A 25,080-nucleotide genomic window follows, 5' to 3' on the forward strand; every position below is an offset into this window, starting at 1 on the left:
GACCGATGGAGGACGATGAACCGCCTTCCGTTCAGCAATGACGCCACCCTAACAAGCTCTCTCTAGTATTAGCCATTGGTCTAACCGGCTAGTCAGTGGAGGAGGACTACAACCCTGAGCCTGTTTCAGACGTTCTGTCGCCATCGTCGGCGAACATGTCGACAAGCCAGGAACGGCCGCTACAGGAATGTAGTCATGCGGCGCTTTTGTAGAGAACGGGAACACGGGATTTCTCATATCGCGCCACTGGCCCTGTGCCGGATATTGCAAGCTCGACAGTGAACACCGACACTTGGGGTCTTCACGGGGCAACAGCCTGAGCGGGCTGGTGTCTTCGATTCGTTCTTCACGAGTGCCCGTCATGACCCGAACCGCCTTCTTCATTTCTGATGGCACCGGCATCACCGCCGAGACACTGGGGCGCAGTCTGCTCGCCCAGTTCGAGAATACCGACATCCGCATGGTGACCAAGCCCTACATCGATTCGGCCGAAAAGGCGACGGCACTGGTCAAGGCCATCGAGAGCGCGCATGCCAATGACGGCGAGCGCCCGATCATCATCGACACCATCGTCGACCAGAACATCCGCGACATCATCTCCGAATCCTCCGGCTTCAAGGTCGACATCTTCTCGACCTTCCTCAAGCCGCTGGAAGAGGAGCTGGACACCCACTCGTCCTACAGCGTCGGCAAGACCCACTCCATCGGGCAGGACGACGTCTACATGAATCGCATCGATTCCGTGCATTTCGCCCTCGACAACGATGATGGCGCGCGCACACATCAATACGACAAGGCCGACGTCATCCTCATCGGCGTCTCACGCTGCGGCAAGACCCCGACCTCGCTGTATCTGGCGCTGCAGTTCGGTATCCGCGCGGCCAACTACCCGCTGACCGAGGATGATCTGGACGAGTCCGGCACCCTCAAGATGCCCGCCTCACTGGCACAATATCGTCACAAGCTGTTCGGGCTGACCATCGACCCGCGCCGTCTGGCCGCCATCCGTACCGAGCGTCGCCCCAACAGCCGCTACTGCTCGATCGATCAGTGCCTGCAGGAAGTCGAGCAGACCGAGGCACTCTTCCGCCGCTCCAAGGTGCCCTACATCGATACCACGCGCTTCTCGATCGAAGAGATCTCGACGCGCATGATCGCCGAGACCGGCCTGGCGCGCCGCTTCTCACCGCGCTGACCCCGACGGCCAGATCATCACAAGTCGAACACAACAACACACGTCGAACACGTCTAGACACATCGACCACAACAACAGCGCTACTCACCCAGGAAATCCTCCCATGTTCAACACCAACCACTACTTCGACGGCCAGGTGGCCTCCATCGCCTTCCAGAGCGCAGACCTTCCTGCCACGGTCGGCGTGATGGCCATCGGCGAATTCGTGTTCTCAACCAGCCAACGCGAATACATGACCCTGATCAGCGGCGACATGCAGGTACTGCTGCCGGGCGCGGAAGAGTGGTATCAGCTCGCCGCCGGTGAAAGCTTCATCGTCGAAGCCAACCAGAGCTTCGAGGTACGCACCACGGTCGAATCCGCCTATCTGTGCAAGTACGAAGACGCCTAAGGCACTGGGCAACAGCCGCCTAAGGCACTGGAAAACAGCCGCCTGGGGCACTGGGAAAAAGACGCCTGGGGCACTGGAAAACAGCCGCCCAAGGCGCTGAAAGCCAGACATGAAAAAGCCGCCGTACCCTCTCGGGCCACGGCGGCTTTTTTCGTCACGACGACTGTCCTCTCGCTACCAGGCTCAGGCGCGCTGCCTGAGGACCGAACGCAGCGCCAGATAACTGATGCCGCCCATCAACAGGTAACTGGTCGCCACCCCGGCAAAGATGCCGATCACGCCATACAGGGCGCCACCAAGCCAGGCCAGCGGCACCAGCAAGGCGAACAGACGCACCAGCGAGAGCATCATCGCGCGGCGTGGCTTGTGCAGCGCATTGAGGCTGGAATTGGCGAGAATGATCACGCCCTGGGCCCCGAGGGCGGCGGGTATCAGCCACAGATAGGTGCTGACCAGCCCCGCGACCTCCTGACTCTCGGCGAAGCGCGCCGCGATCCACTCACCGCCAAGCCCGAGCCCCAACCAGACCACCAGCTGCCAGGCGAGAATGAAGGCCAGCACGCCGTGGATGGCGCGCCACACACGCTTGTGCTGCCCGGCACCATCGTTCTGGCTGATGAAGGGCGACAGCGTCATGGACAGCGCCAGCACCAGAATCAGCGCCAGCGACTCGATGCGTGAGCCGATACCGTAAGCCGCCACCGCCGCGTGCCCATGCTGACTGACGATACGCGTGACCAGCGCGGTGGCAATCGGCGTCATCACGCTGGTCAGCGCGGCAGGCAGGCCGATCGCCCCGACCTCGCGCCATGACGTCACCAGCCGCGTCACGCTCAGGTGACGGAAATCGAGCCGCGCGCGCAGCAGTGGCAATGCCAGCAAGCCCAGCGTCATCGCCAGCCATGACAGCACCGTGGCCAGCGCCGCGCCCGCCACGCCCATGCCCTGCCAGCTACCGATGCCGAAGATCAGCAGCGGGTCGAGCAGCGCATTGAGCACCCCCGCCGCCGCCATCACCAGCGAGGGCACCAGCGTATTGCCCTCGGCGCGCAGCACGCTGCCTAGCACACGCGGCAGCAACACGAAGGGTGCGCCGAAATACCACACCTGCATGTAATCGCGGATATGCGGCATCAGGGTGTCATCGGCCCCCAGCAGCCCGAACAGCGGCTCGATGCTGGCAAGCCCCAGCACCAGCATCACCAGCCCCAGCAGCAGCCCCAGCAGACTGGAATCCGTGGTGCGCGCCTTGACGGTCTCGAGCTCACCTCGCCCCAGCCGGCGCCCCACCACCGCGGTGGTGCCGATGGACAGACCGATGGCGATGCTGATCACGCCGAAGGTGACCGGGAAGGTCATGGTCACCGCCGCCAGCTCCGGCGTGCCCAGCTGGGCGATGAACCAGGCATCCACTAGGTTGAACAGCATCATGGTGACGATGCCGCCGATCACCGGCCCCGTCATGCGCGCCAGCGTCGAGGCGATCGGGTCACGCACCAGATCACGCGTGTCACGCCGAGACGAGGCACGTTTGGGGGTGGCAGGGGTATCAGGGTCAGACATACAGGCTCCGGACAGAAAACGACCCCGACCGGCGAGGCGCCAGCGGGGCCGAACAGTGTAAAGCATCAGCGTGTCAGGTGAGGGGCAACGCCGGATCGCGCCGAGGATCCCAGCGCTGCGTCAGTTGCCCTGCATGAAGGGCGAGACGACCTCTCCCCCCGCCTCACGCCAGGCCGCGAAGCCGCCACCCAGATGGGCCACCGGCCCGAAGCCCATGTCCTTGAGCGACTTGGTGGCCAGCGCCGAGCGCAGCCCGCCGGCGCAGAACAGCACATAGCGCCCTTCGCGCGCGAAGTCGGCACGGTGATAGGGCGAGGCCGGGTCGACCCAGAACTCCAGCATGCCGCGCGGCGCGTGGATGGCGCCGGGAATACGCCCTTCCCGCTCCAGCTCACGCACATCGCGGATATCCACCAGCGTCAGCGGCGTGCCGCCGGCGCGGGCCTCTTCCAGCGCCTCGCGCAGCTCGCGGGGCGACAGGGTCTCGATCTCCGTCTCGGCGGCGGCCACCAGCTCACTGACCGGTCGAATCATGGGGTGCTCCTTGCAGGTGATGTTGTCCTCGGGGTGCATGCCAGCGGCTGGCGGCGTATCAGCTCACGCATCCGCCTCGCCACAGCGATAGAAGCGCTGGATGCTCGAGAAATCGAGACGGCCTGCGCCCTGGGCGGCATGCTGGACGAACAGATTACGCGCCTGGGAGCCCATTGGCACCGCCGATTTCGAGCCCAGCGCCATCTCCCAGGCAAGGCCAAGATCCTTGGTCATCAGATCGACCAGGAAACCGCCCTGATAATCATTGGAGGCCGGTGCGGCTTCCATCACGCCGGGCCAGGGGTTGTAGACGTTGAGCGCCCAGTTGCCGCCGGATGACTGCTTCATCACCTCCGAGAGGACAGCCGGGTCCAGTCCGTTCTTGACCCCCAGCGCCAGCGCCTCGGCGGTGCCGCTCATCAGGATGCCCAGCAGCATGTTGTTGCAGATCTTGGCGACCTGGCCGCTGCCGGCCGGGCCTGCATGGAACAGATTCTTGCCCATCACTTCCAGCAGCGGCTCGGCACGCGCATAGCCGTCGGCCTCGCCGCCGACGATGAAGCTCAGCGTGCCGGCACGCGCGCCACCGACCCCGCCGGACACCGGGGCATCCATGAAGGTGATGCCACGCTCGGCGGCGTGGCGCGCGACCAGACGGGCATCATCTGGCGCGATGGTCGAGGCGTCGATCACCAGCACCGAGGCGTCGAGCGTGGCCAGGAGGCCACCCGCGCCGTCTTCCTTGTCGCCCAGATAGAGCTTTCGCACGTGCTGACCGGCCGGCAGCATGCTGATCAACACCTCGACACCCTCGATGACCTCTCCGGGAGATGCCGCACGGGTGGCGCCCGCCTCGACCAGCTCGCTCATGGCCGACTCGACCAGATCGAAAACCCTTACCGCATGGCCAGCCTTGACCAGATTGAGCGCCATGGGACCGCCCATGTTGCCGAGTCCGATGAAACCGATGGATGTCATGGCAATGCTTCCTTGTGAACAGATTCTTGTTGTCATTGGCGTCCGGCGGCATGGCCGCGCCTGCCGCCTGTACTGAAAAGTGCGCTCAGAGGTCCATCAGCGGATGCTCGTCCTCTTCCCACAGCGGCGCGAAGAAGCCGTCGATATATTCCTCGGAGACCTGGGCGATCGAGGCATAGGCCCACTGAGGCTGCTTGTCCTTGTCGATCAGCAGGGCGCGCACCCCTTCGGCAAGCTCGGTGCCCATGCAGCAGCGCACCGACAGAGTCAGCTCGTCGCGGAAGGCTTCAGCCAGCGAGGAGTGGCGATGGCGCCCCAGCATGCGAAATACCAGATGCGGTGAACTGGGGCAGCCGGCCAGCAGACGCTCGCGGTTGGCGTTCAGCCACGCATTGCAGTCACTGCGCGCCTGGGGGTCATCAATGATTCGCTGGCAGGCCTTCAGCACTTCACGCCCGGCGACCAGCTGCTGAAGGTGATCGAAGAGCGGCAGCACCTGCCCCGGCGGCGCCAGTTCACGGCGCTCGAACTCGCTCAGCACCTGGCTCAGATGACGCGACGGGTGACGGCCGAATTCTCCCTCGCACAGCGCCTGCTTGAGCGCCTCGCGCTGCTCATCGGGAATCAGGCGTGTCGCAAGCCCCAGATCCAGCGCATCGCGGGCATTCAGCTGCGCACCGGTCGCGCCGAGATATTCTCCGATGCCACGCGGCAGGCGATTGAGCAGCCAGCTGGCACCGACATCCGGATACAGGCCGATGCTGACTTCCGGCATCGCCAGTCGCGAACTCTCGGTGACCACGCGCTCACAGCCGCCGGCGAACAGCCCCATGCCGCCGCCCATCACGATGCCGCCACCCCACACCAGCAGCGGCTTGGGGAAGGTATGCAGGCGGTGATCGAGCCGGTATTCGGCGGTGAAGTAGCGGGTGGCGAAGAAATCATCCAGCGCCTCGAGGGGGTCTGCGCCTTCGCTGGCAGGCGCCGTGGTCATCGCCTGATAGAGCGCCACGATATCGCCACCGGCACACAGCGCACGCTCGCCGGCGCCTTCCAGCCACACCATGGCGATGCTGCTGTCCAGCTCCCAGGCATCCAGCTGCGCCTCGATGCGCTCGATCATGGCCAGCGACAGCGCATTCAGCGAACGCGGCGCGTTCAGGCGCACGATTCCCAGCTGCTTGCCGTCGCGGGCGCGACGCGTCTCGAACACCACGGGCGCCTCGACATCGGTCGCGGCCTTGGCGGTGACACCTTCTATCTGGCTCATGAGCGCCCTCCTCCCTTCACCTCTTCCTGACGCGAAACCCACTGCGGGGCGCGCTTCTCGAGGAAGGCGCTTACGCCTTCCTTCTGGTTGGGGTCATCGAACAGCTCGACGAACAGCTCGCGCTCCATGCGCAGGCCATCGCTCATGCCGCGATGGCGTGATGACATGATCAACGCCTTGCAGCGCGCCACCGCGCTCGGGCTCTGGTTGGCGACGCTCTCGGCGATCGCCAGCGCGCGCTCGAAGCTCTGGCCGGTCTCGACCACCTCTTCCGCCAGCCCGATGCGACCGGCGGTCTCGGCATCCACCTGTTCACCACACAGGATCATGCGCTTGGCCCAGCCTTCGCCGACCAGCCACGGCAGGTGCTGGGTGCCGCCCGCACACGGCAACAGCCCCACCTTGGCCTCCGGCAGTGCCAACCTGGCCTGCCGCTCGACGATACGCATGTCACAGGCCAGCGCGCACTCGAGCCCGCCGCCCATCGCGTAGCCGTTGACGGCGGCGATCGTCACGCCCGGGAAGTTGGCCAGCCGTTCGAAGGCCAGCCCGAAGCGACGCGCCATGGTGGCGGCGACGCCCTTGTCGCCATCGGCGAAGGTCTTGAGATCGGCGCCGGCGGAGAAGAACTTGTCGCCCTCACCGGTGATCACCACGGCACTTATGCTGCCATCGCCCTCCAGCTCGTCGAGCAGCTGCTCCAGCTCGATCAAGGACGCTTCCGTCCAGGTGTTGGCCGGCGGGTTGTTGATGGTGACCCGGGCGATATGACGATCCTTCTCGAGAATGAGGCATGGCCCTTGACTGGATGACATCATGTAACTCCCTGAAAGATGGTAACCAATGACGAACTGAAGTGGAGGCGGCGTTACGCCAGCGACTCGATCATGCCCGGCGTCAGAAGACGGCGCGCGATGATCAGACGCATGATCTCGTTGGTGCCTTCCAGAATCTGGTGCACACGGGTGTCACGCACCAGCCGCTCCAACGGGTACTCGCGGATATAACCGTAGCCGCCATGCAGCTGGAGTGCCTGATTGCAGACCTCGAAGCCCATGTCGGTGGCGAAGCGCTTGGCCATCGCACAGTGGGCGCTGGCCTCGGCGTCACCCTCATCGAGCTTGAAGGCCGCCAGCCGCACCAGGGTGCGCGCCGCGGTCAGTTCGGTGGCCATGTCGGCCAGCTTGAACTGCAGGGCCTGGAACTGGGCCAGCTCGCGCCCGAACTGCTTGCGCTCGCCGAGATAATCCCGCGACAGCTCCAGCGCCTTCTGGGCCGCACCCAGTGAGCAGGTGGCGATGTTGATGCGACCGCCATCCAGCGCCTTCATCGCGAAGCGGAAGCCCTCGCCCTCCTCGCCCAGACGATTGGCCGCCGCAACCCGCACGCGATCGAAGCTCACCAGTCGGGTCGGCTGGCTGTTCCAGCCCATCTTGTCTTCCTTCTTGCCGTAGCTGATGCCCTCGGCGTCAGCCGGCACCACGAAGGCCGAGATACCCGCCGCGCCGCTGTCCGGCTCGCCGGTGCGCGCCATCACCACCAGCACGTCCGTGGCGCCGGCACCGGAGATGAACATCTTGGAGCCACTCAGATAGTAGTCATCGCCCTCGCGCTCGGCGCGGGTATGCAGACTGGCAGCATCACTGCCGCTGCCCGGCTCGGTCAGGCAGTAGGAACCGAGCTTGTCGCCCGCCACCATCGCCGGCACCCACTGCTCACGGCAGCTGTCCGTGGCGAAACTGGCGATCATCCAGCCCACCATGTTGTGGATGGTGATGTAGGCGGTGGTCGAGATGCAGCCAGTCGCCAGCTGCTCGAGAATGATGGAGCTGTCGAGGCGCGGCAGGCCAAGGCCGCCATGCTCCTCGGGGACGTAAAGCCCCATGAAGCCGGCCTCGCCCGCCTTGCGAAGTGTCTCGATGGGGAAGTGGGCCGTGGCGTCCCACTCGGCGGCATGCGGGGCAAGCTCGGCATCCGCGAAGGCACGCGCCCCCTCCTGGAGGGCACGCTGGTCATCGGTCAGCGAAAAGTTCATGCAGCTGCCTCCTGTTGTCCTTGTTCTGTCGGCCCGGGTCTATCGCCCGGGCCTGTCAAAGCGGCTCAGCGCATCTGAGGAGCCATCAGCGCATTTGAATAGAAAAGTTGGGCTGATTGCCCTCGGCCGGTGCATCGTCGAACCAGCGCGCCGTCACCGTCTTGGTCTCGGTATAGAAGCGCACCGCCTGCTTGCCATAGGCATGCAGATCGCCGAAGAAGCTGCCGCGCCAGCCGGTGAAGGAGAAGAACGGCAGCGGCACCGGAATCGGCACGTTGATGCCGACCTGACCGACCGCGATCTCGTTCTGGAAGCGCCGCGCCGCGCCGCCGGAGCGCGTGAAGATGGAGGTGCCGTTGCCGTAGGGGTTGTTGTTGATCAGCTCGATGGCCTCGGACAGGTCCGCCGCCTCCATGCAGCACAGCACCGGCCCGAAGATTTCCTCGCGATAGAGCACCATCTCCGGCGTCACCTTGGAGAACAGACACGGCCCCAGCCAGTTGCCATCGGGATAGCCCGCCACCGAGACACCACGACCATCCAGCAGCAGCTCGGCGCCTTCCTGCTCGCCCTGCTGGATCCAGCCGGTCACGCGCTCCAGCGCCTGCGGCGAGATCAACGGCCCGTAGCTGGCGCCCTTGTCATCCCAGGCGCCCGGGCGCACCTCGGCCAGCGCATCGCGCACGCGCTCGATCAAGGCCTTCGAATCACCGACGAAGACCGCCACCGAGATCGCCATGCAGCGCTGACCCGCCGCGCCGACACTGGCACCGACCAGCGCGTTGACCACCTGGTCGGCCGGGGCGTCCGGCATGATCACCATGTGGTTCTTGGCCCCGGCGAAGCACTGGGCGCGCTTGAGGTTGTCAGTGGCGGTGCGATAGATGTGCTGACCCACCGGTACCGAGCCGACGAAGCTGACGGTGCGCGGAATCTCGTGGGCGAGCAGATGATTGACCTGATCGCGCCCGCCCTGCACCACGGTCAGGATGCCCTCGGGGGCACCCGCTTCCATGAACAGCTCCGCCAGCCGCAGCGTGGTCAGCGGCACCTGCTCGGACGGCTTGAGCACGAAGGCATTGCCACAGGCGATGGACAGCGGGAACATCCACAGCGGTATCATGGCGGGGAAGTTGAACGGCGTGATGCCTAAGCAGACTCCCAGCGACTGGGTCACGGAATAGCTGTCGATGCCGGTGGCGACGTTCTCCACCGTCTCGCCCATCAGCAGGCTGGGAATGTTGGCGGCGTGCTCGACCACCTCGATGCCGCGCCACACATCGCCCTTGGCGTCCTCGAAGGTCTTGCCCAGCTCGTGGGAGATGATCTCGGCCAGCTCGTCATGATGCTGCTTGAGCAGATGCTGATAGCTGAGCATCAGGCGGGCACGGGACGGCACCGGCGTGTTGCGCCAGCCCTGGAAGGCCTGCTCGGCGTGGTCCAGCGCTTCATCAAGCTCACTCAGCGGTGACAGGGGCACGCGGGCGATCTCGCCGTTGGTGGCCGGGTTGGTGACGCTCAGGTGCTGATCGGCGCGACTTTCGACAAACTGGCCATTGATCAGCTGAGGCAGCACCAGCGGCGCGCTGTCACCGGCGACCACGGCGCGCAGGCGTGACAGCAGATCCAGTGAACCGGTAGAGGGCGCGGCAGTAGAGGGCGTGAGAGACGTCGAAGACATGGCGTGGCATTCCTGTGGCTGTTGTTATTGGGAGGAAGACAGTGTGTCAACAGAGCCGAAGTCGTCAGGCGAGCCGCCTTGCAGAGCTGAAGACGTTCTGCAGAACCAGGCCGTCCTGCAGAAAGCGGCAAGCCGAGACTGTGATCTGATTCAACCTAGCATCTGCTTGGTTGGCTGCAAATACTATTACCCTTTACGTTAACGTAAACAATGCTAGTCTGTAGAAAATTCACGGCCAGACGCCGCTGGCACCCACTGCGCCAAGGAGCATTCCCCTCTCCTTGGCGCGCACAGCATCCGGAGCGGCAGCGCCCATGACAGATACGATGATGACCCCAAGTCCTGACCCCAAATCCCGGGCAACGCCTGATGGCGCGACACACGATGCCGGTGTGGAGTCCCTGCTGAGCACCACCAGCACCAGCGACGCCATCCGTCCGACCCAGCGCACCTGGAGCATCGGCGAGCTGGCACGGCATTTCGACGTGACCACGCGCACCATCCGCTTCTACGAGCAGGAAGGTCTGCTGCACCCGGAGCGGCGCGGTCAGACGCGCGTCTATCGCGACAAGGACCGCGTGCGTCTCAAGCTGACCCTGCGCGGCAAGCGACTGGGCTTCTCGCTGGCCGAGATTCGTGAAGTGGTCGACCTCTACGACGCCGCCGACGGCGGTGGCGAGAAGCAGCTCACCCGCCTGCTTGGCATCCTGAGCGAAAAGCGTGAGGGCCTTGAGCGTCAGCTGCGCGATCTCACCGCCATGCAGCGCGAGCTGGATGACGTCGAGACGCGTGCCCGCGAAGCCCTCGCCCGCCTGGCCGGCGACAGCGAGGGCTGATTGGAGTCAACAACGCCAGAACCCACTCGCGCCAGCAGCAGCTATATAACTGCCGGCTACACAAGTGACAGCGACTAGACTGCCTATAGAGAATCGTCTGTCGAAAACTGACCAGCGCCTCGCGAGTGCGGGCGACAGCAGACTGCCGGAGAGCAGCGCGTCGCCCGCTGATCACGCGACTCATGACAAGACGACAGCACGACCAGACGACAAAAACGAAAAGAACGAAAAGAACGAAAAGAACGACAACACTGCGTCACCGCCTCCCTGAGGCGGCTCCCCCTGACAAGCCTTGCCTCACCAATAACAACCAAGGACACAGGAAAGCACCATGTCACAGGACGCCATCGCCACACGCCAGCCTGCCAGCGAAATGGCACACGCAAGCCAGTCAGCCAGCTATCTCAGCGCTACCTCCGACACCCCACTGATGGGAGAAACCATCGGGGATTGCCTCGATCGCATCTGCGCGCGCTGGCCCGAGCGCGATGCCCTGATCAGTCGCCATCAGGGACTGCGCTACACCTGGGCCGAACTGCACGCAGAGGTCGAGCGCGTGGCGCGCGGCTTGCTGGCGATGGGCATCGAGCGCGGCGACCGCGTCGGCATCTGGGCGCCCAATCGCGCCGAATGGACGCTGATCCAGTACGCCACCGCCAAGATCGGTGTGGTGCTGGTCAATCTCAACCCGAGTTACCGCGGCCATGAACTGGCCTACGCCCTCAAGCAATCCGGTGCGGCGACGCTGATTTTCCAGTCTCGCTTCAAGGCGTCCGACTATGTGGCGATCCTCGAGGAGCTGTTCCCTGAGGCTAAAGAGGCCCGCGGCCGTGATGGCATTCACAATGGCGCGCTGCCGGACCTCAGGCGCCTGATCTGCTTCGAGGCCGAGGATGCCCTGCCCGGCATGCTCAACTGGCAGGATGTGCTCAGCGGTGCCGATAGCGTCTCGCGGGAAACACTCAGCGAGCTGCAGGCCAGCCTGACCTTCGATGACCCGATCAATATCCAGTACACCTCCGGCACCACCGGTGCGCCCAAGGGCGCGACCCTCTCGCACCACAACATCCTCAACAACGGCTTCTTCGTCGCCGAGCGCATGAACCTCAGCGAGCACGACAAACTGGTGATGCCGGTACCGCTCTATCACTGCTTCGGCATGGTGATGGGCAATCTGGGCTGCCTGACCCACGGCGCCGCCATCGTCTATCCGGAAGCGGGCTTCGATCCGCTGGCCACCCTGCAGGCGGTCAGCGAGGAGAGCGCCACCGCGATGTTCGGCGTGCCGACGATGTTCATCGCCGAACTCGAACACCCGCGCTTCGCCGAATTCGACCTCACCAGCCTGCGTACCGGCACCATGGCCGGCTCCATCTGCCCCATCGAGGTGATGCGCCAGGTCATCGAACGCATGCACATGCGCGAGGTCACCATCGCCTACGGCATGACCGAGACCAGTCCGGTCAGCCTGCAGACCACGCGTGAGGCGCCGCTGGACAAGCGCGTCTCCACCGTCGGTACCCTGCACCCGCATCTGGAGATCAAGATCATCGACCCTGACAGCGGGCGCGTGGTGCCAGTCGGCGAGAAGGGCGAGCTGTGCACGCGGGGCTACAGCGTGATGCTGGGCTACTGGAACAACCCGGAGGCCACCGCCAAGGCCATCGATGCCGGCCGCTGGATGCATACCGGCGACCTCGCTACGCTGGATGAAGACGGCTACGTGACGATCGTGGGACGTATCAAGGACATGATCATCCGCGGGGGCGAGAACATCTATCCGCGCGAGATCGAGGACTTCCTCTACACCCACCCGGCGGTGTCGGACGTGCAGGTGATCGGCGTGCCCGATGAGCGGTATGGCGAGGAAGTGATGGCGTGGGTCAAGCTCAAGGAAGGCGAGCAGCTCGATGAACCGGCGCTCAAGGCGTTCTGCCAGGGACGTATCGCTCACTTCAAGGTGCCGCGCTACATCAAGTTCGTGGAGGAATTCCCGATGACCGTGACCGGCAAGATCCAGAAGTTCAAGATGCGCGAGGCCGCAACGCAAGAACTGGGCCTGGCCAGGTGAGCACGTCACGTGAGGAGGAGGATGACGCCCCCGCCACACGCCACCTGAGCAGCGCTCGTCAGCAGGTCGCCCACTATGCGGCGAGTCACCATCATGCGGCCCTCGACGAGGCACTCGAGACGCTGATCGATGCCCACCCGAGCGGCGCACTGCCGATCATGGCACTGGCCGGGCTGGACCAACTGCATCTGGGTGGCGTGACGGGCACCCGCGAGCTGCTGGCCCTCGCCCGGCTGGAACCCCAGTCGCGGGGGCTGGCGATGCTCGAACTCGGCGCCGGCCTTGGCGGGCTGGCACGGCATATTGCCAGCCAGTCGCGTGACACCGGCGCGGACCACCACATCACCACGCTGGATCTCTCGAGCAGCCTCTGCGAGCTGGCGATCGCCCTCAACCGGGCCACCGGACTGCGCGAGTCGATTCGCGTGCTGGAGGGCGACGCCTGCTACCCCGAGCTGCATCCGGCACTCTCGGGCCGCCGCTTTGATCGCCTCTTCAGCCAGCACCTGCTGGTGCATCTGAGCGACAAGGTCAGCACGCTCACCCAGTGGCATGACTGTCTCGAGCAGGATGGCTATCTCCTGCTGCACGAGCCGGTGCTCAGCGTGCAGGCGCAGGCGTTTGGCGAGCGCCCTGCCCTGCCACTGCCCTGGGCGCTGTCACCGCGTGGCGATCAGCTGGCCAGTTGCGAGGAGTTGCATGAGGCGATGGCCAGCAGTGGCTTCGAGGTCGATGCCCATGTCGAGCTGACCGATCAGGTGCTGAGCTGGCAGGCGCGGCGCATGCGCGAGAGCACCAGCGAGCAACCCAGCGCCTACCGGGATGATGCGCCTGCGCCCTCGCCGGCCATGCTGGCCGCCCGCGGCCTGACGCCGGAACTGGTGTTCGGCCCGGCCTTTTCCCAGATGCAACGCAACCTGATGCTGGCCCTGGAAGCCGGCTGGCTGGAGGTTCACCTGTGGCGCCTGCGCAAGCGTCCTGCCAGGCAGTGAAAGGCGCGATGAATCAGCAGAACTCACCGCAGGGATGCGGCGAGGAAAAAATTAGGAAACAGCGCTCGCAAATGACTGGCATCCGCCTGCCTCAACCGTTATTCTTGCCAGTACAGTCCCGTTCGGGGGATAAGCCGTTCGTTACCCGTCAGCATGTGAGGGTAATGTGCCCGACATGATGACCGCATTGCTTCGTGTTTCATCGATACCCACGAGTCAGTGCAACGTTTCCCGATGCTCGCGCAACGTTTCTCCGGGAATCTGTTCATCGAGGGCGTGATCTGATCAATCACTCCCAACAGCATCAAAGATTCCCTCACGGGAAAACCGAAAGGGCCTCCACTTGGAGGCCCTTTTTTTGTCTGCGCGCTTCGATCCAGTCGCTCAGGTCTGCACGCGTTGATCTGCAGGCTCGGGCCTGCACGCTTCGGTCTAGTCACTCTGGCCTGCAGGCGTCGAGCTGACAGCTTCGCTGCAGCGCATCACGACTGCCAACCGGCCAGCACCTCGAGGTGATCACGACGCGCCTGACCCGGTGTCACGGCCGCCAGTCGCACCCGGGTGCCCGGCACACATTGCCCGAGCTGTGCGCAGGCCAGTGGCGTCAGCGCGCCAAGGCGCGGGTAACCGCCGATGGTCTGGCGATCATTGAGCAATATGATGGGCTGGCCATCGGCCGGCACCTGCACGGCGCCCAGCGGAATGCCCTCGGACACCATGCCCGCCCCTTCACGCTCCAGACGCGGGCCGGTCAGGCGCACGCCCATGCGATCGGCGCGTCCATCCACCGCCCATTCGCTGTTGAAGGCGCGATAGAGGCTGTCGCCACTGAACTCGGCGATCTGCGCCCCCACGACCAGCGGCAACTCCAGCGCCTCGCCTTCCCTGGCGGCCAGCGACTGCTGCCATGCCTGTGCCGAGGCCGGCAGCTCGCGCAGCGACAGCTCATTGCTGGCAGCCGTCAGCACATCACCGCTGGCCAGTGCCCGCCCTTCGCCATCCAGCCCGCCGAGGCCGTCGCGCACCGTGCTGGCGGCACTGCCCAGCACCGGGGCGACATCCAGGCCACCGGGGAAGGTCAGATAGGCGCGCAGGCCAGCAACGGGACGCTCGAACTTGAGCTGCTGTCCGCTGGTCACCTCGAAGGCCTGACCCGGCGCGAGCGCCTCGCCGTCGAGGGTCGCGGCCAGATCTGCCCCGCACAGCGCCAGAGTGCCGGCCTGTTCGACCTTGAGCAGCAAGCCGCCGCCCATGGTGATCTCGAGCCCCGGCGCATCATGAGCGTTGCCCAGCAGCCAGTTGGCCCAGCCCAGCGACACCCAGTCCGCCGCGCCGCCCTGGGTCACGCCCAGGTGACGCACGCCCAGACGGCCAGCATCCTGCACCAGCGCCAGTGCACCACTGCGTTCGACGCGCAGCGTCGTCTTCGTCTTCACGTCGCTCATGCGCGTTCCTCCAGCGGGGTGACATCGCCGCCCAGGCGAACGAATTCCTCTCGGCTCACGGAGACAAAGCGCACGCGATCACCGGGCATGAAACGACTGGACGGTTCACCGGCCTCATTGCGCCCGAACAGCGTGATAGGCGTACGGCCCAGAATGTTCCAGCCACCGGGTGAGCGGGACGGGTAGATGGCAGCCTGACGGTCGGCGATGCCGACGCTGCCGGGGGCGATCTTCTGGCGCGGCGTCTTGAGGCGCGGTGTGGTCAGCGCCTCTTCCAGCACGCCCATGAAGGCAAAACCGGGCGCGAAGCCGAGGGCGAACACGCAGTAATCATGCGCCCCGTGATGCTCGATCAGCGCCTCGACGCTGATGCCCAGCCGCGCGGCGATCGGCGCCAGTTCCGGCCCGACACTGTCGTCATACCAGACGGGCACTTCATGCAGCTGGCCCTGCTGGCCACTGCCCGGCGCGAGATCCGCCAGCGCGGCCTGGATGCGGGCACGCGCCTCGCCTTCTTCCAGCGCGGCCACATCGTAGTGCAGCAGCAGCGTGGTGTAGGACGGCACCAGATCGACCAGCGCCGCGCCGAAGGCCTCACGCAGCGCACTGTCGGCGGCCAGCACCCAGGCCATGTTGGATTCCTCGATGCGATCGAACAGCCGGATGATCAGCGAGTCCATGCCGACGGTCTCGAGGCGCAGTTGCGGTGACGTGCCACGGCCGTGGCTGTCAGCCCCCGCCATCAGGCACCCGCCAACGTATCGAAGGCTTCACGGATGGCGCGCACCGCGGCCACGGACTCGGCGTTGTCACCGTGCACGCACAGCGTATCGGCGGACAGCACCAGGTCACCGCCGCTGCTGTCGGTCAGTGCTTCACCACGCGCCAATGTCACGGACTGGGCGATGATCACCTCGCTGTCGTGATGCACGGCACCCGGCTCACGGCGCGACACCAGGTGGCCGCGTGAGTCATAGGCACGGTCGGCGAAGGCCTCGAACCACAGCGTGATGCCCATCTCGTCGGCCAGCGCCTGCATCGGCGCGGGGTTGGCGGTCGCCATCACCATCAGCGGCAGGCTGGCGTCATAGCGCACCACGGCCTGCATGACGGCGCGCAGCAGCGTCGGGTCGGCGGCCATGTCGTTGTAGAGCGCGCCATGCGGCTTCACGTACTGGACGCGAGTGCCCTCGGCGCGACAGATACCATCGAGCGCGCCGATCTGGTAGAGCAGCATGTCCTCGACCTCGGCAGGCGAACACGCCATCGAGCGACGGCCGAAGCCTTGCAGGTCTGGATAGGCCGGGTGCGCACCGATGCGCACGTCATGCTTGACCGCCAGACGCACGGTGCGGCGCATGATGCTGGGGTCGGAGGCGTGGAAACCACAGGCGATATTGGCGCAGTCGACGAAGGGCATGACCTCTTCATCCAGACCGATCTTCCAGTTGCCGAAGCTTTCGCCCATATCGCAGTTGAGCAGGGGGAGGGAGGGAGCAGAGCGGGACATAGCGGAACCTCACAGGTCAGATCTTGTGTGTTGTTATGCCTCCACTTTATGTAAGGGGCCGCCTTGGTATCCAATCGTATTTTATGATTCGTCATATCGGTGAAATCTTTCATCATCTTGCGCCATGAAAGCACCGGCCGTGTATCGCTTGCCCGACAGCGCGCGTCATGCTTCTGTCTTGTGCGAGCCGAGCGGTGACTTCAGGGCCTGTCACCCCGCCCACCGCTGGTCTGAAGTCATTCTTTGCTCAGCCGAATCCCCCAACAACAACAGGAGTTTCACCATGGCCGTCAGCGACCCGTTCCACCTCGCCATCCAGGTCCGCGATATCGCCGAGGCACGCCGCTTCTATGGCGAGTTTCTGGGCTGCCCCGAGGGCCGCTCGTCCGACAGCTGGGTCGATTTCGACCTCTATGGCCACCAGTTCGTCTGCCACCTGAACCCGGCGCTGGCCGACCCGGCAAGCGCCGTCGCTCAGCACCGCAATCCGGTCGATGGCCATGGCGTGCCGGTGCCGCACTTCGGCGTGGTGCTGGAGATGGATGCCTGGCAGGCACTGGCGGACCGCCTCATCGCCGAGGGCGTCACCTTCGAGATCGAACCCCATATCCGCTTCAAGGGCGAACCCGGCGAACAGGCAACGATGTTCTTCCTCGACCCCACCGGCAATGCACTGGAATTCAAGGCCTTCAAGGACCGCGAGAGCCAGCTGTTTCGCAAATGACGTGAGCGACCCGCGCAAGCGAATGAGCCCGCTCCCGGCCTGACGCGGGCCATGCCCCGAGATGAAAGCTGACGCCCCGCGCCGCATGCGGCAAGATGGGCGGTCTTCACGATTCATCACGGGGCATCTGCCATGTTCGACTTCAAGGAACTCGAGGCCTTCGTCTGGGTGGTCCGGCTTGGCTCGTTCCGCAAAGGCGCGACCAAGCTTCACCTGACCCAGCCCTCCATCTCGGACCGCATCAACCGCCTGGAAGCCACCGTCGGCGAATCCCTGCTGGAACGCGCCACCCGCCCCATCCAGCCCACCCTGCGCGGGCGAGAGTTCTTCGCCCACGCCGAGCGCCTGCTCAGTGGCCGCGACGAAGCCATGCGCCTGTTTCAGGAAGAAGGCGCCTTCTCAGGCACCCTGCGTCTGGGCGTGATCGAGACCATCGCCAACAGCTGGTTCCCCGCCTTCATGCGCCAGCTGGCCGAACGCTATCCCAAGCTGACGCTGGAAATGACCGTCGATATCTCGCCCTCCCTGCATCAGCGTCTGGCCGACAATGATCTCGACATGCTGTTCGCGATGGACAGCGCCGCCATGGGGCCCTACGCCACCCAGACTCCGCTGTGCACCTTCGAGATGGGCATGTTCGCCTCGCCGACCCTCGCCGAGCAGCTGGCCGAGGATGGCGAGCGCTTCGCCTCCACGCCATTCATCTCCTTCAGCAAGCAGGCGCGCCCCTATACCGAGCTGGTCAGCTATCTGTCGGAACAGGGCATCACCCAGCCCAAGGTGCACTGCACCAGCACCCTGATGACCATCCTGCGCATGAGCAGCGAAGGGCTCGGCATCGGCGTACTGCCGGTCGCCACGGTGGAGGATGTCATCAGCCACGGCGAACTGGTGCGCCTGCCACTGAAGACCCCATTGCCGCCAATGGTCTATGAAGCCATCTGGCGCAATGCCAACTATCCCGATTTCTGCGCCAGCGTGGCACGCCTCGGCCGCCAATGTGCCGAGACCTACTCGCAGCAACACGCGCATTCCGATCCCTGATCAGACCGCCTGTCATGCGCTGAGTCAGGGTTGATCGCGCCCCGCCTCGCATCAGATCAGCGTCAGACCAAGGTCTAAAAATATCGTCAAAGGCTTTCATGCGACGACACTGTGAAAGATTTCATCGATACTACGCATCAGAATTAACGATTGGACGGGATGGCCCGTCGCTTGAAGAATGAAATTGTCTGCCGACAACATTCAATAATAATGAGGAACAGGACATGCGTAAGCCCAACGATTCCCTCACTCGCAAGACCCCGACAGTCAAGTCCCTCGCCTGGCTGGCGACAGTGGGTGCCCTGGCCTTCAGTGGCTCGGCACTCGCGGCACAGTGGAACCTCGCCACTCCGTATGGCGATGCCAGCTTCCACACCAAGAACACCAAGCAGTTCGCCGAGGACGTCACCGAGGCCACCGATGGCGAGCTGACCGTGACCGTGCACAGCGGCGGTTCCCTGATCTCCCACGGCGAGATCAAGCCTTCCGTGCGTCGCGGCACCGTCCAGGCCGGTGAGATCTTCCTGTCGATCCTCTCCAACGAATCGCCGGTCTACGAGCTGGACACCCTGCCGGGCGTCGCCTCCAGCTACGAAGAAGCCTTCGCCCTCTGGCAGGCCTCCAAGCCGGACATCACCGAGCTGTTCGCCAAGGAAGGTCTGATGCCGCTGTACGCGGTCGCCTGGCCGGCCCAGGGCATCTACACCGACTTCGACCTGACCGACGTCTCCCAGCTCAAGGGGCTGCGTATCCGCGCACCCAACATCAACACCCAGCGCTTCGTCGAGAACGTCGGCGGCAAGCCCACCGAGACCGAAGAAGCCGACATCCCCACCGCCTTCAGCACCGGCCGTGTCGACGCGATGATCACCTCCAGCTCCACCGGCAAGTCCATGTCGGCCTGGGATTACGTCAAGCACTACAACGACGCCAAGCTGTGGCTGCCGAAGAACATCGTCTTCGTCAACAAGCGTGCCTTCGATCGTCTCGACGAGAGCACCCAGCAAGCCGTGCTCGATGCCGCCAAGGCCGCCGAGACCCGCGGCTGGGAAGCCAGCAAGGCCGATGCCGACGAGAGCGCCAAGGTGCTGACCGAGAATGGCTTCACCATCAGCGAGCCTGACGCCAAGCTGGCAGAAGACCTGAAGGCCGCCGGTGACAAGCTGTTCCAGGACTGGAAGTCGCGTGCCGGTGAAGAAGGCCAGCAGCTGCTCGAGCGCTACCGCGCAGACCTGGATGCCTGAGATTCGCTCGCAAGCCCGGCTGCCCGGCGCTGAATGCTGGACATGCGGCTGAGCGCATCGACCGTGCACTGCCTGAGCAACCTCTGAGCATTGCCTGAGCGCTGTAGATGTCCTGACCGACCCCAGCTGCAGCGTTGCTATCCCGCCACGCGATACGCCACTCGAGACTCCGACACCTGCCGTCCGCCGGCAGGTGACCCACGGACAAGCCTGTGCGCAGCATCGCGTGGCCACCCTCACCTTCCCTGTGAGCGCCCGTCATGACCTATTTCTTCGACAGACTCTATCGCCTCGGTGCGTGGGGTGCGGCGGCCTGCATGCTGCTGATCTGCACCCTCGTCAGCCTGCAAGTCTTCCTGCGCCTGATCGACGCCATCATGGTGATGTTCGGTGCCGAGCGTCTCGGCTTCGAGATCTCCGGCGTGTCGGAAATGGCTGCCTTCCTGCTGGTCGGCGCCACCTTCCTGAGCCTCGCCTACACCTTCACGCATCACGCCCATATCCGCGTGACGCTGGTCATCAACCGCCTGCCGGCCGCCGTGCGCGTATGGATCGAAAGCCTCGCGCTGCTGATCGCACTCGGCCTGAGCGTGTTGATCACCCATGAACTGGTACTGCTGGTCGGCGAGAGCCTCGAGTACCACGACATCTCCTCCGGCCTGCTGGCGCTGCCGCTGTGGATTCCGCAGAGCGTGCTGGTCGCCGGTACCGGCCTGCTGTGCCTGGCGATTCTCGAGACCCTGATCGCCACGCTGCGCACCGCCTTCACCGCGCCCTCAAGCTACGTGGCGCCCGAGCCCGAAGACGGAGCCGAATGACATGCTGACACTCATCCTCGTCACTCTGCTGGCCCTCGCCTTGCTGCTCGGCAGCGGCGTGTGGGTCGCCTTCTCGCTGATCGGCACCGGCTGGATCGTGCTGACCTTCTTCTCCACCTTCGAGACCGGCCCGATCCTGGCCTCCGATTTCTGGGGTGCCAGCTACGGCTGGGACCTGACCGCCCTGCCGATGTTCGTGTGGATGGGCGAGATCCTGTTCCGCTCCGGGCTGGCCGACAACATGTTCCGCGCGCTGGCACCGTGGCTCAATCGCCTGCCGGGACGCCTGCTGCACTCCAACATCATCGGCAGCGGTCTGTTCGCCGCCGTGTGCGGTTCCTCCGCCGCCACCTGTGCCACCGTCGGCAAGATGACGCTGCCGGAGCTTGAACGCCGCGGCTACGACAGCAACCTGGCCATCGGTACCCTCGCCAGTGCCTCGACCCTCGGCCTGCTGATTCCGCCGTCGATCATGATGATCGTCTATGGCGTGGTCACCGAGCAGTCCATCTCGCGTCTGTTCATCGCCGGTGTCCTGCCGGGCATGCTGCTGCTGGCCCTGTTCATGGGCTACCTGGCGATCTGGTCGAAGGTCGTCGGTGAGCCGCAGGGCCGCGCCGGCCATGACGAGCCGCACATGGGCTTCATGGCCAAGCTGCGCAACAGCGCCCAGCTGATTCCGCTGCTGGCACTGATCGGCGGCATCCTCGGCAGCATCTACGGTGGCCTGGCGTCACCCACCGAAGCGGCCGCGGTCGGCGTGGTACTGTCGCTGATCATCGCGCGCCTCAACGGCCACATGACCGCCGCCACCTTCAAGGAATCGCTGTTCGCGGCGCTGCGCACCTCGTGCATGATCGCCTTCATCATCGCCGGTGCCTCCTTCCTGTCCTCGGCGATGAGCTTCACCCAGATTCCGATGCAGCTGGCCGAAGGCATCGCCACCCTGGGACTGTCGCCGACCATGCTGCTGGTGGTGTTGACGCTGTTCCTGCTGATCCTGGGCTGCTTCCTCGACGGCATCTCGCTGATCCTGCTGGTGACCTCCATCATCATGCCGGTCATCGAAGCCGCCGGTTTCGACCTGATCTGGTTCGGTATCTACCTGATCATCGTGGTCGAGATGTCGCAGATCACCCCGCCGGTCGGCTTCAACCTGTTCGTGATCCAGAGCCTGACCGGCAAGGACATCATCACCATCACCAAGGCGACACTGCCGTTCTTCCTGCTGATGATCTTCTCCATCGTGCTGATGCACGTCTTCCCGGAGATCGTGCTCTATCTTCCGCAGGCCATGAACAACTGATCATCTGACCCCGATGCCAAGGATGGCAGCTGGTAGCGCTTCCAGACTCAGGAACCGCAGCTGTCGGCACCTCTATCGGTCGACCCTTGCCTCAAGGGCGCCGAGCGTCACGGCAGACATACGGTGACGTGCTTGCAGACCTCCCCTCGGGGAGGTCTTTTTTTTGCCGCCTGCCCGGCGCTTGCCGCTCGCAGAGCATCGCGACTCAAAGCATCGCGACGGAAAGCACCGTCCTCGCACACAGCCCAACCCCACACAGCTCAGCTCAGATCGGCACTCGGACACGAACACAAAAAAGCCGCCCCTTCCTTGCCGTGAGGCAGAAAGGGGCGGCTTTTTCGTCAACCGACAGGCGAGGCTAGATCAGGACAGATGATCCGCCGGTGCGCTGGCCGGGGTATCGATCATCGCGTGACCTTTGCCACCACCGCCACCGCCGTGACCACCATGGCCGTGGCCATGACCGAACAGACCACAACCGCTCAGGGCCAGAGTCGCCGCGACCAGCGCAATCGGAAACAGATTTTTGATACGCATGAATCTCTCCTTCAAAGGGGGGTAGAGGCTGCTGCAAGGCCTGTCAGCAAGCCCTTACTTTCCCCTTCACATTACTCTGATCGGCGACCAACGTTAAACCTTCGCAGCAGCCTTCCTTTTTTACTGCACGCCTTGTACAAGAGTTGCGACATGATTGTCGTGTAATGTACTACGCCGTTTTTTTCCGGCTCAGCGCGACTTCAAGCCCCGCATATGCGCCGGTATCACCAGGCGCTCGAACAGCTCGAACAGCAGCTCGGCGCAGATGGCCAGCAATGCCGCGGGAATCGCCCCGTAAAGCACCAGATCATAGTCATTGAGCGAAAGCCCGGTGACGATCGGCTCGCCCAGCCCTCCGGCGCCGATGAAGGCTGCCAGCGTCGCGGTGCCGATATTGATGATGGCGGCGGTCTTGATACCGGTGAGCAGATTGGGCGTCGCCAGCGGCAGGATGACGTGACGCAACTGCTCGCGACGCGTCAGGCCCATGCCACGTGCCACCTTGACCAGCAGCGGGTCCACCGTCAGCAACGCGGTGATCGCCGCGCGGATGATCGGCAGCAAGGAGTAGACGAACAACGCGATCACCGCCGGTACCACCCCGATGCCGAACAGCGGAATCATCAGTGCCAGCAGCGCGATGGAGGGGATGGTCTGCAGCAGGCCGGTGACGTAGAGCACCACCCGCGAGACCTTCGGATTGCGATAGACAAGCAAGGACAGCGGCAGGCCGACCAGACACGCCAGCAGCAGCGCCGAGAGCGTCAACTGCAGGTGCTCGATCAGATTGGTACCCAGCTTGTCCCACTTGGCGCCGCTGACTTCACGCTGCTCGGTGGTGATGCCCTGTTCCTGAATGAAGCGACTGGCGACCTGAGCGAAGCTCTGCTCATCGGTGGAAACGCGGGCGTTGAGCGCCTGCATGCTGTCTTCATCGAGGCTCCCCGCCAGCTGGTTGAGCGCCGCGACGGCATCTTCCGGCAAGGCGGCATTCACGAAGGGTACCGCCAGATACTCGGGGAAGTAGCCCTTGTCATCGTCGAGCAGCACGAAGTCGAAGCGCTTGATGTCGCCCTCGGTGGAATAGGCATCGGTGGCGTCGATCTTGCTCTCGCGCAGCGCCTGATAGGCGATGCCGTGCTCGATGCCACGCGGCACCTGGGAAAGGCCGTATTCCGCGGCCAGTCCCGGCCAGCCATCCGGACGCTTGATGAACTCATGCGACATCGCGACGGACAGATCCGGGTGATCGGCCATATCGCCAATGGTGCTGATTCCCAGCGACTCGGCCTGATCGCGGCGCATGCTGACGGCGTAGGTATTGTTGAAGCCCAGCGGCTCGAGCACGCGCAGGCCCTGCTCGCGACTCAGCTCATCGAGCTTCTCGAGCGGAGGCACGTCGTCCAGCTTGAGAATCGCGTGGGCCAGGGTGCCGGTGTATTCGGGATAGACATCCAGCTCGCCTTCCGCCAGCCCCTGATAGGTGATGATGGTCTGCCCCAGCCCCAGACGGCGCTCGACCGTGAAGCCGGCGTCCTCCAGCACCTGCGCGAAGATCTCGCCCAGCAGATGCCCTTCGCGGTCAGCCTTGGAGCCGACCACGATCGGCTTGTCCTCGGGCCATGCCGCGGCTTGCTCTTCCGCGCTGGCAAGCGGGCTGGACACCAGTGCCCCCAGACTGGCAAGCGCCAGGCCGGCGACCATCAGCGCACCGGACAGCCCGCGGCGCGAGCGTTGCAGGACGGGAGTCGTCATCAGCGTCTTCATGCGCGAGCCTCCAGCAGTCGGGCCACGCGCTCATCCGCCGGCGCCGTGGTGATGGTGTCGGGGCTGGCGGCCTGCAGCACCACGCCGGGCGCCATCACCACCATGTGATCGGACAGGCTCAGCGCCTCGTTCATGTCGTGGGTGACCATCACCACGCTGCGCGGTTCCTCCTGCTGCATGCGCTGGAACTGGGCATGCACCTCGATGCGCGTGATCGGATCGACCGCCGAGAAGGCCTCATCGAGCAGCAGCAACGGTGGCTCCAGCATCATGGCGCGACACAGCCCGACGCGCTGGGCCTGACCACCGGAAATCTCGTGGGGATAGCGGGTCAGCAGCGCCATGTCGAGATCCATCATCTGGAACAGACGCGCGATGCGTGCCTTGACGCGCTCGGCGCTCCAGCCTTCGCGGTCAGCAAGAATGGCGACGTTGTCGCGCACGCTGAGATGGGGAAAGAGGCCGATCTGCTGGACGGCATAGCCGATGCGGCGACGCATGACTGGCAGGTTGGCGTAATCGACGGCGGCGCCGAACACCTTCACCTCGCCTTCATCCGGGCGGATCAGGCCGTTGATCAGCTGCAGCAGGGTCGATTTGCCACAGCCACTGGCACCGACCAGGGCGGTGATACGGTCACGCGGCAGTTCAAGATCAATGCCTTCAAACAGGCGCTGACCGGCAAAGCCCTTGTGCAGGCCGCTGAAGCGGACTGCCGGGGCGGTGTCATCACTCATCGAGTAGGTCCTTCTAGGCAGGTGAGCATGAGTCTGGAATGGTAAAAAGCGCTGGCGAGTCAGCGCACTTGCACACTAAAGAGTGCCGGTGACACCAGGCAGGTGACGGGAATGCTCCCCCACTGACGCCCTCACGACTTCCTCAATCAACAGTGACTACAGCGTCTCAGCTTATCAAGTCACCTCGGCGATGCCGGAGCAATTTCGTTTCCTGAGCTGACTTTCTCTACCTGACCTTCTCGACCTGACACTCCCCTTCCCGAGTCTCCCTGCTGACCTTCTGCCGCAAACCCTGCGACCTTGGTCAAAGCGCCGCATAATGACCTTTACGTTAACGTCAACTTTGACCTAGAGTAATTTCCATCACACGCCAAGGCGGCCCATGACGGGCGGACTTGATAA

Annotated in this window: 23 protein-coding genes; 10 read left to right on the top strand and 13 right to left on the bottom strand. The window is 64.4% G+C overall.

Features of this window, described 5'->3' with window-relative positions; translation table 11 throughout:
- The first annotated feature begins 361 nt into the window (after positions 1 to 361).
- Together QD208_RS05860 and QD208_RS05865 are read left to right on the top strand one after the other, a co-directional pair.
- Positions 362 to 1,195, top strand: a complete 834-nt coding sequence (locus QD208_RS05860) for a pyruvate, water dikinase regulatory protein (RefSeq protein ID WP_043331317.1) — start codon at positions 362 to 364, stop codon at positions 1,193 to 1,195.
- A gap of 103 nt (positions 1,196 to 1,298) precedes the next feature.
- Positions 1,299 to 1,586 carry a pyrimidine/purine nucleoside phosphorylase gene (locus QD208_RS05865; protein WP_166018755.1) on the top strand — a complete coding sequence of 96 codons (288 nt, stop codon included), beginning with the start codon at positions 1,299 to 1,301 and terminating at the stop codon, positions 1,584 to 1,586.
- Between the two features lie 183 nt (positions 1,587 to 1,769).
- Here the strand turns inward: QD208_RS05865 and QD208_RS05870 are convergent, their stop codons facing one another.
- The 7 genes from QD208_RS05870 to QD208_RS05900 form a co-directional block, all read right to left on the bottom strand.
- Entirely contained in the window at positions 1,770 to 3,149 is a 1,380-nt protein-coding gene (locus QD208_RS05870) for an MATE family efflux transporter (RefSeq protein ID WP_279836124.1), read from the bottom strand.
- Between the two features lie 120 nt (positions 3,150 to 3,269).
- Positions 3,270 to 3,683, bottom strand: a complete 414-nt coding sequence (locus QD208_RS05875; protein WP_107336265.1) for a rhodanese-like domain-containing protein — start codon at positions 3,681 to 3,683, stop codon at positions 3,270 to 3,272.
- Positions 3,684 to 3,746: 63 nt separating this feature from the next.
- Entirely contained in the window at positions 3,747 to 4,661 is a 915-nt protein-coding gene (mmsB, locus tag QD208_RS05880) for a 3-hydroxyisobutyrate dehydrogenase (RefSeq protein ID WP_279836130.1), read from the bottom strand.
- 85 nt (positions 4,662 to 4,746) lie between these two features.
- Positions 4,747 to 5,931: an enoyl-CoA hydratase/isomerase family protein gene (locus QD208_RS05885; protein WP_215823244.1), complete on the bottom strand. Its 1,185-nt coding sequence runs from the start codon at positions 5,929 to 5,931 to the stop codon at positions 4,747 to 4,749.
- Positions 5,928 to 6,746, bottom strand: coding sequence for an enoyl-CoA hydratase (locus tag QD208_RS05890; RefSeq protein ID WP_279836137.1), 819 nt, complete (start codon positions 6,744 to 6,746; stop codon positions 5,928 to 5,930). Before QD208_RS05890 ends, QD208_RS05885 begins: the two co-directional genes overlap by 4 nt.
- A 53-nt stretch (positions 6,747 to 6,799) precedes the next feature.
- Entirely contained in the window at positions 6,800 to 7,966 is a 1,167-nt protein-coding gene (locus QD208_RS05895; protein WP_279836138.1) for an acyl-CoA dehydrogenase family protein, read from the bottom strand.
- A gap of 85 nt (positions 7,967 to 8,051) precedes the next feature.
- The gene (locus QD208_RS05900) at positions 8,052 to 9,647 is read right to left on the bottom strand and encodes a CoA-acylating methylmalonate-semialdehyde dehydrogenase (protein WP_279836139.1); all 1,596 of its coding nucleotides are present in this window, start codon (positions 9,645 to 9,647) and stop codon (positions 8,052 to 8,054) included.
- 314 nt (positions 9,648 to 9,961) lie between these two features.
- Between QD208_RS05900 and QD208_RS05905 the strand changes: the two genes are divergently transcribed.
- The 3 genes from QD208_RS05905 to QD208_RS05915 all read left to right on the top strand — a co-directional run bounded on the left by QD208_RS05905 (position 9,962) and on the right by QD208_RS05915 (position 13,546).
- Complete coding sequence (locus QD208_RS05905) at positions 9,962 to 10,483, top strand: MerR family DNA-binding transcriptional regulator (protein ID WP_324690366.1); 522 nt, start codon at positions 9,962 to 9,964, stop codon at positions 10,481 to 10,483.
- A gap of 373 nt (positions 10,484 to 10,856) precedes the next feature.
- Complete coding sequence (locus QD208_RS05910) at positions 10,857 to 12,554, top strand: AMP-binding protein (RefSeq protein WP_279836214.1); 1,698 nt, start codon at positions 10,857 to 10,859, stop codon at positions 12,552 to 12,554.
- Complete coding sequence (locus QD208_RS05915) at positions 12,551 to 13,546, top strand: class I SAM-dependent methyltransferase (protein WP_279836141.1); 996 nt, start codon at positions 12,551 to 12,553, stop codon at positions 13,544 to 13,546. The genes QD208_RS05910 and QD208_RS05915 overlap by 4 nt, the downstream gene beginning before the upstream one ends.
- A gap of 482 nt (positions 13,547 to 14,028) precedes the next feature.
- Here QD208_RS05915 and QD208_RS05920 read toward each other — a convergent pair whose 3' ends face one another.
- Genes QD208_RS05920 through QD208_RS05930 form a run of 3 tightly spaced genes read right to left on the bottom strand, consistent with a single transcriptional unit; the run spans position 14,029 to position 16,501 of the window.
- Positions 14,029 to 14,991: a biotin-dependent carboxyltransferase family protein gene (locus QD208_RS05920; protein WP_279836142.1), complete on the bottom strand. Its 963-nt coding sequence runs from the start codon at positions 14,989 to 14,991 to the stop codon at positions 14,029 to 14,031.
- A complete protein-coding gene (locus tag QD208_RS05925; RefSeq protein ID WP_279836144.1) occupies positions 14,988 to 15,734 on the bottom strand; it encodes an allophanate hydrolase subunit 1 in 747 nt (248 codons plus the stop codon). The genes QD208_RS05920 and QD208_RS05925 overlap by 4 nt, the downstream gene beginning before the upstream one ends.
- Positions 15,734 to 16,501 (bottom strand): 5-oxoprolinase subunit PxpA, encoded by a 768-nt coding sequence (locus QD208_RS05930; RefSeq protein WP_153636297.1) that lies wholly within the window; start codon positions 16,499 to 16,501, stop codon positions 15,734 to 15,736. Before QD208_RS05930 ends, QD208_RS05925 begins: the two co-directional genes overlap by 1 nt.
- Before the next feature lie 283 nt (positions 16,502 to 16,784).
- Here QD208_RS05930 and QD208_RS05935 point away from each other — a divergent pair, with 283 nt between their 5' ends.
- The 5 genes from QD208_RS05935 to QD208_RS05955 all read left to right on the top strand — a co-directional run bounded on the left by QD208_RS05935 (position 16,785) and on the right by QD208_RS05955 (position 21,637).
- A complete protein-coding gene (locus tag QD208_RS05935) occupies positions 16,785 to 17,225 on the top strand; it encodes a VOC family protein (RefSeq protein WP_054555510.1) in 441 nt (146 codons plus the stop codon).
- A gap of 132 nt (positions 17,226 to 17,357) precedes the next feature.
- Complete coding sequence (locus QD208_RS05940; protein ID WP_107336255.1) at positions 17,358 to 18,269, top strand: LysR family transcriptional regulator; 912 nt, start codon at positions 17,358 to 17,360, stop codon at positions 18,267 to 18,269.
- A gap of 224 nt (positions 18,270 to 18,493) precedes the next feature.
- A complete protein-coding gene (locus QD208_RS05945; protein WP_248377138.1) occupies positions 18,494 to 19,513 on the top strand; it encodes a TRAP transporter substrate-binding protein in 1,020 nt (339 codons plus the stop codon).
- 260 nt (positions 19,514 to 19,773) lie between these two features.
- Positions 19,774 to 20,331, top strand: a complete 558-nt coding sequence (locus QD208_RS05950) for a TRAP transporter small permease (RefSeq protein WP_043331335.1) — start codon at positions 19,774 to 19,776, stop codon at positions 20,329 to 20,331.
- 1 nt (position 20,332) lies between these two features.
- Entirely contained in the window at positions 20,333 to 21,637 is a 1,305-nt protein-coding gene (locus tag QD208_RS05955; RefSeq protein WP_043331336.1) for a TRAP transporter large permease subunit, read from the top strand.
- 363 nt (positions 21,638 to 22,000) lie between these two features.
- On the opposite strand, the gene QD208_RS05960 is transcribed toward QD208_RS05955, so the two are convergent.
- The 3 genes from QD208_RS05960 to QD208_RS05970 all read right to left on the bottom strand — a co-directional run bounded on the left by QD208_RS05960 (position 22,001) and on the right by QD208_RS05970 (position 24,678).
- Positions 22,001 to 22,174 carry a hypothetical protein gene (locus QD208_RS05960; protein WP_165873989.1) on the bottom strand — a complete coding sequence of 58 codons (174 nt, stop codon included), beginning with the start codon at positions 22,172 to 22,174 and terminating at the stop codon, positions 22,001 to 22,003.
- Positions 22,175 to 22,363: 189 nt separating this feature from the next.
- Positions 22,364 to 23,929, bottom strand: a complete 1,566-nt coding sequence (locus QD208_RS05965; RefSeq protein WP_279836154.1) for a glycine betaine ABC transporter substrate-binding protein — start codon at positions 23,927 to 23,929, stop codon at positions 22,364 to 22,366.
- 8 nt (positions 23,930 to 23,937) lie between these two features.
- Positions 23,938 to 24,678 (bottom strand): ATP-binding cassette domain-containing protein, encoded by a 741-nt coding sequence (locus QD208_RS05970; RefSeq protein ID WP_153636301.1) that lies wholly within the window; start codon positions 24,676 to 24,678, stop codon positions 23,938 to 23,940.
- Positions 24,679 to 25,080: the final 402 nt, after the last annotated feature.

This window comes from Cobetia sp. 29-18-1, assembly GCF_029846405.1.
Taxonomy (GTDB): domain Bacteria; phylum Pseudomonadota; class Gammaproteobacteria; order Pseudomonadales; family Halomonadaceae; genus Cobetia; species Cobetia amphilecti.

Bases quoted from the DNA above. Each gene is read 5' to 3' on its own strand.
- QD208_RS05965 (WP_279836154.1), bottom strand. From the start codon at position 23,929: ATGACGACTCCCGTCCTGCAACGCTCGCGCCGCGGGCTGTCCGGTGCG.
- QD208_RS05900 (WP_279836139.1), bottom strand. From the start codon at position 9,647: ATGTCTTCGACGTCTCTCACGCCCTCTACTGCCGCGCCCTCTACCGGT.
- QD208_RS05925 (WP_279836144.1), bottom strand. From the start codon at position 15,734: ATGGCGGGGGCTGACAGCCACGGCCGTGGCACGTCACCGCAACTGCGC.
- QD208_RS05860 (WP_043331317.1), top strand. From the start codon at position 362: ATGACCCGAACCGCCTTCTTCATTTCTGATGGCACCGGCATCACCGCC.
- QD208_RS05930 (WP_153636297.1), bottom strand. From the start codon at position 16,501: ATGTCCCGCTCTGCTCCCTCCCTCCCCCTGCTCAACTGCGATATGGGC.
- QD208_RS05940 (WP_107336255.1), top strand. From the start codon at position 17,358: ATGTTCGACTTCAAGGAACTCGAGGCCTTCGTCTGGGTGGTCCGGCTT.
- mmsB (WP_279836130.1), bottom strand. From the start codon at position 4,661: ATGACATCCATCGGTTTCATCGGACTCGGCAACATGGGCGGTCCCATG.
- QD208_RS05905 (WP_324690366.1), top strand. From the start codon at position 9,962: ATGACAGATACGATGATGACCCCAAGTCCTGACCCCAAATCCCGGGCA.
- QD208_RS05870 (WP_279836124.1), bottom strand. From the start codon at position 3,149: ATGTCTGACCCTGATACCCCTGCCACCCCCAAACGTGCCTCGTCTCGG.
- QD208_RS05960 (WP_165873989.1), bottom strand. From the start codon at position 22,174: ATGCGTATCAAAAATCTGTTTCCGATTGCGCTGGTCGCGGCGACTCTG.
- QD208_RS05970 (WP_153636301.1), bottom strand. From the start codon at position 24,678: ATGAGTGATGACACCGCCCCGGCAGTCCGCTTCAGCGGCCTGCACAAG.
- QD208_RS05890 (WP_279836137.1), bottom strand. From the start codon at position 6,746: ATGTCATCCAGTCAAGGGCCATGCCTCATTCTCGAGAAGGATCGTCAT.
- QD208_RS05920 (WP_279836142.1), bottom strand. From the start codon at position 14,991: ATGAGCGACGTGAAGACGAAGACGACGCTGCGCGTCGAACGCAGTGGT.
- QD208_RS05865 (WP_166018755.1), top strand. From the start codon at position 1,299: ATGTTCAACACCAACCACTACTTCGACGGCCAGGTGGCCTCCATCGCC.
- QD208_RS05955 (WP_043331336.1), top strand. From the start codon at position 20,333: ATGCTGACACTCATCCTCGTCACTCTGCTGGCCCTCGCCTTGCTGCTC.
- QD208_RS05950 (WP_043331335.1), top strand. From the start codon at position 19,774: ATGACCTATTTCTTCGACAGACTCTATCGCCTCGGTGCGTGGGGTGCG.
- QD208_RS05885 (WP_215823244.1), bottom strand. From the start codon at position 5,931: ATGAGCCAGATAGAAGGTGTCACCGCCAAGGCCGCGACCGATGTCGAG.
- QD208_RS05910 (WP_279836214.1), top strand. From the start codon at position 10,857: ATGGCACACGCAAGCCAGTCAGCCAGCTATCTCAGCGCTACCTCCGAC.
- QD208_RS05945 (WP_248377138.1), top strand. From the start codon at position 18,494: ATGCGTAAGCCCAACGATTCCCTCACTCGCAAGACCCCGACAGTCAAG.
- QD208_RS05935 (WP_054555510.1), top strand. From the start codon at position 16,785: ATGGCCGTCAGCGACCCGTTCCACCTCGCCATCCAGGTCCGCGATATC.
- QD208_RS05875 (WP_107336265.1), bottom strand. From the start codon at position 3,683: ATGATTCGACCGGTCAGTGAGCTGGTGGCCGCCGCCGAGACGGAGATC.
- QD208_RS05895 (WP_279836138.1), bottom strand. From the start codon at position 7,966: ATGAACTTTTCGCTGACCGATGACCAGCGTGCCCTCCAGGAGGGGGCG.